Raw genomic sequence first — 8202 nt, forward strand, 5'->3', positions numbered from 1 at the left:
GGCAGGTGCAGCTGAGCCCGCCGTGGACCGCGGAGCGCCGCCGCCGCTTCCTCGCGGTCGGGGCCGTGCTCGCGCTCCTCGTCGCCTCCGCCTGGGAGGTGCGCCTCTCCCCCGCCGTGCTCTGGGACGGCCTCGTCAAGCTGCCGGAGACGGCGGCGCTCTTCCTGCCCCCTTCGGCCGGCGGGATGATGGACTCGCTCGTCTCGGAGATGCTCGTGACGATCCAGATCGCGCTCGCCGCCACCTTCCTCGGGGCGGTGCTCGCCATCCCGATCGGCGTGCTCGCGGCGAGCAACGTCGTGGCCAACCGCAGCGTCCGCTCCGCCTTCCGCCTGCTCATCGTCCTCGTCCGCGGCATCCCCGAGCTCATCCTCGCGATCATCTTCGTCGTCATCACCGGGCTCGGTGGGGTCGCCGGCGCCCTCGCCCTCGCGGTCGGCGCGGTGGGGCTCCTCGCGAAGCTCGTCGCCGACTCCCTCGAGGAGACCGACACCCGCGTCCAGGACGCGATGCGCACCGCAGGGGCCTCGGAGCTGCAGACCTTCTTCGCGGCGACGCTGCGGCAGGCTGCGCCGTCCTTCGTCGCCCACACGATGTACCTGCTCGACACGAACATCCGCTCGGCCACCCTGCTCGGCGTCGTCGGCGCCGGTGGCATCGGCTTCCTCCTGCTCAACGCCTCGCGCGTCAACCAGTTCGACGTCGTCACGATGATCCTCATCCTCATGGTGATCGTCGTCCTCGCGGTCGAGGCGCTGTCCATGTGGCTGCGCCGGGCCGTGCGCTGACCCCACTCCCCACAGAAAGAGAGAACCCACCATGATCCAGCTCGCAGTCTTCGACATGGCCGGCACGACCATCGACGAGCACGACGAGGTCTACCGCGTGCTGCGCGAGGCCACGGAGCGCCACGGCGCCCGCTACACCGACGAGACCTTCCAGGAGTGGATGGGCACCGAGAAGCGGTGGGCCATCACCAACCTCTTCCGGCTCGGCGGCGTCGAGGCCGACGAGGCGCTCGTCGACGAGGCCTTCACGTGGTTCCGCGAGGAGCTGCGCCGGTCCTACACCGAGCGGCCGCCCACCCCGCTGCCGGGCGTCGAGGAGGCGCTGGCCTCCCTTCGCGCCAGCGGGGTGAAGGTGGGGCTGACCACCGGCTTCAGCCGGGACGTCGCCGACCTCATCCTCGAGACGCTCGGGTGGGCCGACGGCGAGACGATCGACACGCACGTCGCCGGCGACGAGGTGGCGTCCGGGCGCCCTGAGCCGGACCTCATCCGCGAGGCCATGGCGCGCGTCGGCGTCACCGACCCGGCCACCGTGGTCAGCACCGGTGACACCGCCGCGGACGTCCGGTCGGCGCGTGCCGCCGGGGTCACCGCGGTGGGTGTGCTCACCGGCCACGTCAGCCGGGGCGAGTTCGAGGCCCTCGGGGCGCACATGGTCCTCGACTCCGTCGCCGACCTGCCCGGCGTCGTGGCCCTCCCCGCGGCGGCCCGATGAGCGCGGAGGCACTCCTCTGGCGCGGGGGGCGGGACTTCGAGATCGTCACCGTCCCGCTCCCCGACGTCGGCCCCGGGGAGACGCTCGTGCGCCTCACCGCGGCGACCGTCTGCGGCTCCGACCGGCACACCGTGAGCGGGCGGCGCCCGTCGCCGTGCCCGTCGGTGCTCGGTCACGAGGGTGTCGGCGAGGTCGTGGCGAGCGAAGGGGGCCGGACCGTCGCCGGTGACCTGCTGCGACCGGGGCACCGGGTGGTCTTCGGCGTCACCCGCTCCTGCGGGCACTGCGCCGCCTGCCGGCGCGGGCTGAGCGCCAAGTGCGCCACGGTGACGAAGGTCGGTCACGAGAGCTTCGCCGGCGACTGGCCGCTCTCGGGCACCTACGCCAGCCACATCCTGCTGCGCGAGGGGCAGGCCGTCAGCACCGTGCCCGCCGCGATCGAGGACGGCGCGGCGTCCACCGCCGGCTGCGCCGTCGCGACGGTGATGGCCGTGCTGGAGCGGGCCGGGGAGCTCACCGGGCGGCGGGTCCTCGTCAACGGGCTCGGCATGCTCGGGCTCGTCGCGGTCGCCGCCGCCCGGTCCCGGGGGGCCGAGGTGCTCGCGGTGGACCCGGCCGCCGGGCGCCGTCGGCTGGCGGAGTCCTTCGCCCCCGTGGGCGGGAGCGAGGGTGCCTCGGGTGCGGGTGGTGCGAGGCCCCTCGCCACCTCGGCCGTCGTCGACGACGGTGTCGACGTGGCGCTGGAGTTCTCCGGCACGACCGCCGGGGTTCGTGCCTGCCTCGACGCGCTCGAGGTCGGCGGCTCGCTCGTCCTCGCCGGCAGCGTGGCCCCCGCCGGCACGGTGGAGGTCGACCCCGAGTGGGTCGTGCGCGGCTGGCGCACGATCACCGGCGTGCACAACTACGAGCCGCGACACCTGCAGGAGGCGGTGGCGATGCTCTCGCGGTCCGGGGACACCCTGCCGTGGGACGAGGCGCTCGACGGGCCGGTCGGCGCCCTCGACCTGGCCGCCGAGCTCACCCGTCGTGATGTCGGGAGGCCCAGGACCGTCGTGCGGTGGTGAGGGAGTCCCTGGCCGCCGGGAGGACGTCGCGGATGCTGCCACCGTGGTCCGTGACGAGACGAGCCAGAGATGACAGGCTGAGGCCATGGCCATCCCGCAGAACGACCTGGACCGGATCCAGCTGTGGGCGCGCGAGCGGATCCCCGAGGAGCAGTGGGATGAGGTGCGCGTCGAGGCTGACGTGAGCCAACGACATGTCGACATCGTCGAGGTCGGGCCGCCGTGGGACGGGATCGGCGAGGAGGACCGCACCCCCATCGCGCGGCTGCGCTACACCGCCAAGACCGGGCTGTGGAGCATCTACTGGTGCGACCGCAACATGCGCTTCCACGCCTACAAGGACTTCGAGCCCACCCCGGAGGTCCAGGAGCAGCTGGACTGGCTCATCGACAGCGGGGACCCGATCTTCTGGGGATGACCCCGCGCATCAGCGTCCACCTCACCGACGCCGCGGGCCGCACCCTCTTCGCCCGCGACGCCGACCGTCCTTACTACGCGGCCTCGACGATGAAGCTCGCCGTGCTCCTCGCCGCCACGACGGCGGTCGCCGACGGCCGCGCCTCCCTCACCGACGAGCTGCCCGCCAGCCGCACGTTCACGGGGGCCGGGGGTGCCCCCTTCGCGCTGGAGGGTGACCACCTGGACCACCAGCTGCCGGCCGAGGGCACGCCGATGAGCCTCGCGGAGATGCTCGGGGCAATGATCACCCGCTCCTCCAACGAGGCGACGAACTCCGTCATGGAGCTGCTCGGCGTCCCCGCGGTCGCCGCCGTGCCGGAGGCCTGCGGCACCCGGAACACCCGCATCGAGCGCCTCATCGGTGATCCCTCCGCGGTCGAAGGGGGCCTGACGAACGAGACCACGGCAGCCGACCTCACGATGCTGCTGCGAGCGACCGTCACCGGCCGGTTCGGCACCACACGACTCCCGGACGATCTCGTCGCCCGGCAGGTGGACTGGCTGGAGCGCCAGACCATCGCCCCGATCGCCGCCGGCCTGCCGAAGGGGGTGCGCCACGGCTCGAAGTCCGGCGAGGTCGAGGGCTTCCGGCACGACGTCGCCTTCGTCGGGGACCCGGGCGCTGCGGACGTGCGCTACCTGGCCGTGTGCACCTCGGGCCTGGCGGAGGCCGCCGCCGACGAGGTGATCGCGGCCGTCACCGAGGCCCTTCTGCTGCGGATGCGCTCCCCTGCTCGCTGAGGTGCGACGAAGCGGCCCCTGAGGTGCGAGGCCGCCCGCGGCCGAGCCTCGAAGGGCGCCAGCGAGGAGCCTCGAAGCGTCGGTCACCACATCCGCTTGGCGCCCGAGAACTCCTCGTCCTCGTCCCACTGCTGCCAGTCGACGATCGAGACCGACTCGGCGGCGTTGGGCGCGTGGATCATCTTCCCGTCGCCGAGGTACATGCCCACGTGGTGCACCGAGCCGGTGCCGCCCGGCTGGGCGAAGAAGAGCAGGTCACCGGGCTCCAGGTCCGCCACGGCCACGTCCTGCCCGACCGCGGCCTGGGCGTCGGCGTCGCGCGGGATGTCGATGCCGTGCGCCCGGTGGATCGAGTACGTGAAGCCCGAGCAGTCGAAGCCCCACGCGGACACGCCGGCCCAGAGGTAGCGCAGCCCGAGGAACGTCCTGCCCGTCTCGACGAGGCCCTCCCCCGTCGGCGCCGCCGGCCCCTCGCCCGGGGCGTACACCTCGATCGCGTCCTCGTCGAGCGACGCGCGCGACCCGTCGGGCAGCGCCACCGTGGCCCGGTCCCGGCCCTCGTGGAGCACCGGCAGCTCGGTGTTGAAGCTGATCTCCGGCCCCGACCGACCACCGGGGCGCTGCAGGCTCGCCGTCCGGTCGGTCACCACGGCGCGGTCGCGGTGCTCGACCTGCCGCTCGAAGCGGTCGTTCTCGACGAGCTGGTCCGTCGGCACCCAGCCGGGGTAGCCGCGCTCGTCGCGCGGCGTCGCCTGCTCGGGGAGGACCACCTTCGCCCAGTCGCCCGAGACCTTGGTGACCTCGACCTGCGAGCCGAGCACCGCCTGGGTCTCGAGCTTGCCGGTGAGCCAGCGGCGGGTCTCGGTGTCCTGCATGCGCGAGTTCCACTCGTCGAGGTCGACCGGGTTGGTGGTCGACGGGCGGTCCAGCGGTCGGTCGGTGTCCGGCTCGACCCACAGGGTCGCGGCGGCGACGTCGACGAAGGCGGTGTCCCCCGCCTCGATCGTGTCCGCCTCCTGCGCGGATGCGGCGGGCAGGCAGCTGACGACGAGCGCGCTGCCGAGCACGGCTGCGATGGCGTGCGTGGCCCTCATGACGGTGTCCTCTCGGTCGGTGACAGTTCCTCGAAGCCGATGCCCGGCCCCTCGTGCAGCCGCATGAGGGAGCCGTCCATCGAGTAGCCCTTGTCGGCGAGGCCGGGGTCGTCGACCCACTCGGCCGAGTCCAGGTCGAGCAGCGTGATGTTCGGGTGGGCCGCGGCGACGTGCGCGGCGGCGGTGACCGAGATGCGCGGCTCCATCATCGCGCCGACCATGCACTCGATCCCGCCGGCCGCCGCGATGTCCGCGATCGCCAGCGCCTGTCGGATGCCACCGCACTTGGCCAGCTTGATGTTGAGCAGGTCCGCGCAGCGCCCGGCGACGATGTCCAGCGCGTCCTCGGGGCCCGAGACCGCCTCGTCGGCCATGATCGGCGTGCCGACCGCCCGGGTGACCTCCCCGAGGCCGGTGAGGTCGCGCCGGTCGACGGGCTGCTCGACGAGCTGCACCGGCAGGCCGGCCTCCTCGATCGCGGTGATGATCCGGATGGCCGTCTTCACGTCCCACCCCTGGTTGGCGTCGAGCCGGAGCGCGGCGTCCGGGGCGGCGTCGACGACGGCCCGCAGCCGCTCCAGGTCGACGCGCCAGTCGCTGCCGAGCTTGATCTTGAGGGTGTCGTGGCCCCGGTCCGCCGCACCTGCGGCACGGGCGGCCATGTCCTCCGGGTCGGTCAGGCTGATGGTCATGTCGCCGTGCAGCGGCGTGGCGACGTCCCCGCCGAGCGCCGTCGCGAGCGGGATCCCCAGCTGCCGGGCCCAGGCGTCGTGCAGGGCGACGTCGACCGCGGCCTTCGCACCCGCGTTGGCGACGCACGCCCCTGCGACCGCCTCCGCGTGGCCACGGACCGGCCGGCTCCCTTCGGTGAGGGCAGCCGCGATCGGCCCCCGGACCGCGGCGGTGATCGAGGCCGCCGACTCCCCGGTGACCGCGTAGGTCTCGGCGGCGGACCCGAAGCCGACGGTGCCGTCGGCCAGCTCGATCCCCACGAGCACCCCGGTGACGGTCTCCACCCGCCGCCGGGCCGTGACGAAGGGGGCGCGCAGCCGGCCCTCGTAGGGTCGGGTGCGCACCGACGTGACGGTCATCCCGGCGCTCACAGGACCGCCATGATCTGCGCCGACACCAGGCCGAGGAAGGTCCCCGCGAAGGCGCCGACGAGGGCGAAGAGCACACCGACCGGGACGAGCTGCCGGTTGAAGGCGCTTGCCACGACCGGCGCGGAGGCGACGCCGCCGATGTTGGCGGTGCTGGCCACGGCGAGGCTGAAGAGCTCGGTGCGGGTGAGCTTGGCGTAGACCACCATGATCGCGATGTGCACGGCCAGCACGATGATGCCGGCGAGCAGGTAGAGCGGCGCCTCGGTGAGCGAGGTGAAGTCCGACCCCGAGGCGATGATCCCGATGATCAGGTAGAGCATGACCATCGCGACCTCGCTGGAGCCGGCGGTGCGGCCGAGCGGTGTGGCGGCGATGACCAGCCCGAGGATGCTGACGATGAGGATCGTCCACGTCGTGGCGGTGACGACGACGCCGAGCTCGGGGAGGAGCCCACCGAGCCAGGTCGCGCCCGCGGAGACGGCGATGCTGCCGCAGATGACGATGGCGAGCGAGGGCAGGTCGATCCGGTCCGAGTCGGCCTCGTCCTCGGTCCCGGTGTGGGCGTCGAGGTAGGCCGTGTCGGCCCCGGTCCAGCGGTTGAACTTCTCCGAGACCGACACCGAGCTGAACATCAGCAGCAGCCAGAAGGAGTAGAGGACGGTGTCGACGATGAGGACGTACCCGAAGACCGACTCCGGCGCCTCGAGGATCCCCTGGACGGCGACCATGTTCGCCGAGCCGCCGGTCCAGGAGGCGTTGAGCGCTCCGAGCGCCTTCCATGCCTCCTCGTGGAGGAAGGAGTTCAGGACCAGGTAGGCGACGATGAAACCGACGATGATGCTCGCGGAGGTGACGACGAGCGTCAGGAGCAGCTTGGGGCCGAGCCGGATGACCCGGCGGATGTCGCAGGTGAAGAGCAGCAGCAGGATCATCGCCGGCAGCAGCGCGTCCTGGACTCCCCCGCCGACGGTCTCGATCTCCTTCGCGTCGGAGAAGAAGCCCACCGTGTTCAGCAACGCCGCCGCGAAGTACATGAGGACGAACCCGGGCACGTAGCGGAAGAAGCGGCTGGTGCTGCGCTGGTCGAGCAGGATGATGGCGCCGGAGAGCGCGAGGAGCACGCCGATGAAGAGGAAGCCGTTGTCGATCACTGTCCACACCCCTTGCTGGAGAACGAAAAAAGTCGGAAGCAGGCATGGTCGAGCGACCAGCTGCTCCCGACTGGGTCCGGCCCGGTGAAGGGTCGGGCAATCAGTTGTGTGAGGACGTCCGACCCTGCGGGTCGACGACGCTGCGGTACTTCGCGGCGGCATTGGCGAGCGCCGCCACGAGTGCCCGCTGCGACGAGCCGTGGTAGCGCGCGGCCACCTGCTCCGCCAACGTGCCCTCCTCCTCGATGCTTGCACCGACGAACAAGCTCCTGACGAAGGAATTCGTCAGCGCCAACGTCGCCGAGCATTCCGCATCGAGGATGCGGTGGGTGTCCGTGTCGACGACGAGTGCCACGTAGAACATCCCGAACTGGGTCGTGATCGGGTTGTTCGACGGAGCCTTCGCCTCGCCGGTGACGAAGATCGACGGGGACACCACTGCAGGGTAGGTCAGGCGACGAAGTCCGGCCACCCCGCGTCGAGGTACTCGATGAAGTCCTCCCCCACGCGCTGCTCGCGCAGGTGCTGTCGGGTCACCGGCAGGTCCGCCATGGCGAAGTCGGCATCGGTGAGCGAGCACCGCGGGAAGTCGTGGTGCACGCTCGCCGCGCGCCCGAGATCGACGAAGTCGGCCCCCTTCGCCAGGCACCAGCGCGCCTGCTCGGCGCTGCGGACCTTCCCGGCGACGCCGAGTGCCGCGTCCCCGCGGGGCAGCGACGTGAAGCGGTCGATGAGCAGGTCCCCACCGGCGTCGTCGACGACGGCGAAGGCGTCCCAGAGGGACATGTCGACGTAGTCCACGAGCCCGGAGTCCAGGACCCACCCGGCGACGCTGACGCCCTCGTCGAGTTCGATCCCGTTGCCCCGGGGCGTGAGGCGCACCCCGAGCTGGAAGTCCGGCCCGGTCGCGGCCCGGATACCGCGCAGCACCTCGAAGAGCATCCGGGCGCGGCCCTCGAGGGAGCCGCCGTACCCGTCCTCGCGGTGGTTCTTCCGCCCGTCGAGGAACTGGCAGATGAGGTACCCGTGCGCGCCGTGCACCTCGACGCCGTCGAAACCGGCCCGCTCGGCCCGCCGCGCCGCGTCG

10 protein-coding genes are annotated in these 8202 nt (G+C 72.3%); 5 read left to right on the forward strand and 5 right to left on the reverse strand.

Features of this window, described 5'->3' with window-relative positions:
* The 5 genes from phnE to JCO01S_RS14815 form a co-directional block, all read left to right on the forward strand.
* Positions 1-788: phosphonate ABC transporter, permease protein PhnE (phnE, locus tag JCO01S_RS14795; RefSeq protein WP_157074655.1), on the forward strand; the 788-nt coding region annotated here is incomplete at its 5' end.
* A 31-nt stretch (positions 789-819) separates the two neighbouring features.
* Positions 820-1503 carry a phosphonatase-like hydrolase gene (locus JCO01S_RS14800; RefSeq protein WP_068257471.1) on the forward strand — a complete coding sequence of 228 codons (684 nt, stop codon included), beginning with the start codon at positions 820-822 and terminating at the stop codon, positions 1501-1503.
* Positions 1500-2567, forward strand: coding sequence for a zinc-binding dehydrogenase (locus JCO01S_RS14805; RefSeq protein ID WP_068257474.1), 1068 nt, complete (start codon positions 1500-1502; stop codon positions 2565-2567). The genes JCO01S_RS14800 and JCO01S_RS14805 overlap by 4 nt, the downstream gene beginning before the upstream one ends.
* 85 nt (positions 2568-2652) lie before the next feature.
* Positions 2653-2985, forward strand: a complete 333-nt coding sequence (locus tag JCO01S_RS14810) for a DUF3024 domain-containing protein (RefSeq protein WP_068257477.1) — start codon at positions 2653-2655, stop codon at positions 2983-2985.
* Positions 2982-3767: a serine hydrolase gene (locus tag JCO01S_RS14815; RefSeq protein ID WP_068257480.1), complete on the forward strand. Its 786-nt coding sequence runs from the start codon at positions 2982-2984 to the stop codon at positions 3765-3767. The genes JCO01S_RS14810 and JCO01S_RS14815 overlap by 4 nt, the downstream gene beginning before the upstream one ends.
* Before the next feature lie 83 nt (positions 3768-3850).
* On the opposite strand, the gene JCO01S_RS14820 is transcribed toward JCO01S_RS14815, so the two are convergent.
* The 5 genes from JCO01S_RS14820 to JCO01S_RS14840 form a co-directional block, all read right to left on the reverse strand.
* Positions 3851-4861 carry a C40 family peptidase gene (locus tag JCO01S_RS14820; RefSeq protein ID WP_068257484.1) on the reverse strand — a complete coding sequence of 337 codons (1011 nt, stop codon included), beginning with the start codon at positions 4859-4861 and terminating at the stop codon, positions 3851-3853.
* Positions 4858-5937: a dipeptide epimerase gene (locus tag JCO01S_RS14825; RefSeq protein WP_218002290.1), complete on the reverse strand. Its 1080-nt coding sequence runs from the start codon at positions 5935-5937 to the stop codon at positions 4858-4860. Before JCO01S_RS14825 ends, JCO01S_RS14820 begins: the two co-directional genes overlap by 4 nt.
* A gap of 23 nt (positions 5938-5960) precedes the next feature.
* Positions 5961-7115 carry a DUF819 family protein gene (locus JCO01S_RS14830; protein WP_068257488.1) on the reverse strand — a complete coding sequence of 385 codons (1155 nt, stop codon included), beginning with the start codon at positions 7113-7115 and terminating at the stop codon, positions 5961-5963.
* 100 nt (positions 7116-7215) lie between these two features.
* Positions 7216-7551, reverse strand: coding sequence for a DUF3870 domain-containing protein (locus JCO01S_RS14835; RefSeq protein ID WP_068257491.1), 336 nt, complete (start codon positions 7549-7551; stop codon positions 7216-7218).
* 14 nt (positions 7552-7565) lie between these two features.
* Positions 7566-8202: oxidoreductase (locus JCO01S_RS14840; RefSeq protein WP_068257494.1), on the reverse strand; the 637-nt coding region annotated here is incomplete at its 5' end.

The organism is Janibacter corallicola NBRC 107790, assembly GCF_001570965.1.
GTDB classification, from domain to species: Bacteria; Actinomycetota; Actinomycetes; order Actinomycetales; family Dermatophilaceae; genus Janibacter; species Janibacter corallicola.